This window comes from Rothia sp. HMSC069C01 (assembly GCF_001814655.1).
Lineage (GTDB): Bacteria > Actinomycetota > Actinomycetes > Actinomycetales > Micrococcaceae > Rothia > Rothia dentocariosa.
Map to the genome: position 1 here is coordinate 1 of NZ_KV817402.1, position 473 is coordinate 473.

A 473-nucleotide genomic window follows, 5' to 3' on the forward strand; every position below is an offset into this window, starting at 1 on the left:
GTGTGGGGTTTGTGGGTGTGCAGGGTCTCGTACCGGGAAATCCTGCCCGAAAAACTCATGAGGGTCACGAACCGGGGACGGAAACTTACACTGCACTACTGGCAGATTGACTCTAGTTATTTCACCCTATTAGGAGATGAAAACGGGCTTTTCGAGCTCACCGACACCACAGGGATAGTGCACCGGTTTAAACCGCATGTAGAACCGTGCCGGTATCTGGGTTCTCAGGTGGCGTTCCGGCTGGATTATGGGTATTGGGCTGACCCGAATAATAGTGAGGATGCTGAAATACTCGTGCAGTATATTCGGGAAAAATTGTGGGTGCAGCGTCTTTTAGAGGTGCCCACTGTTTCGGGGTTAGCCCACGAGGGGTACGGGAAAGAGTACAGGCCTGCTGGTGGTCCTGATTTCGGGCCTGAGTTCCGTAGTAGGCAGAGCGCCTCGGGAGATTTCACGTGGGCTAAAAACTTCGT

General features: G+C 53.1%; 1 pseudogene. It reads left to right on the plus strand.

What is annotated here, in order from left to right:
• Positions 1–473, plus strand: a pseudogene (locus tag HMPREF2981_RS06805) (hypothetical protein); the annotation flags it as partial.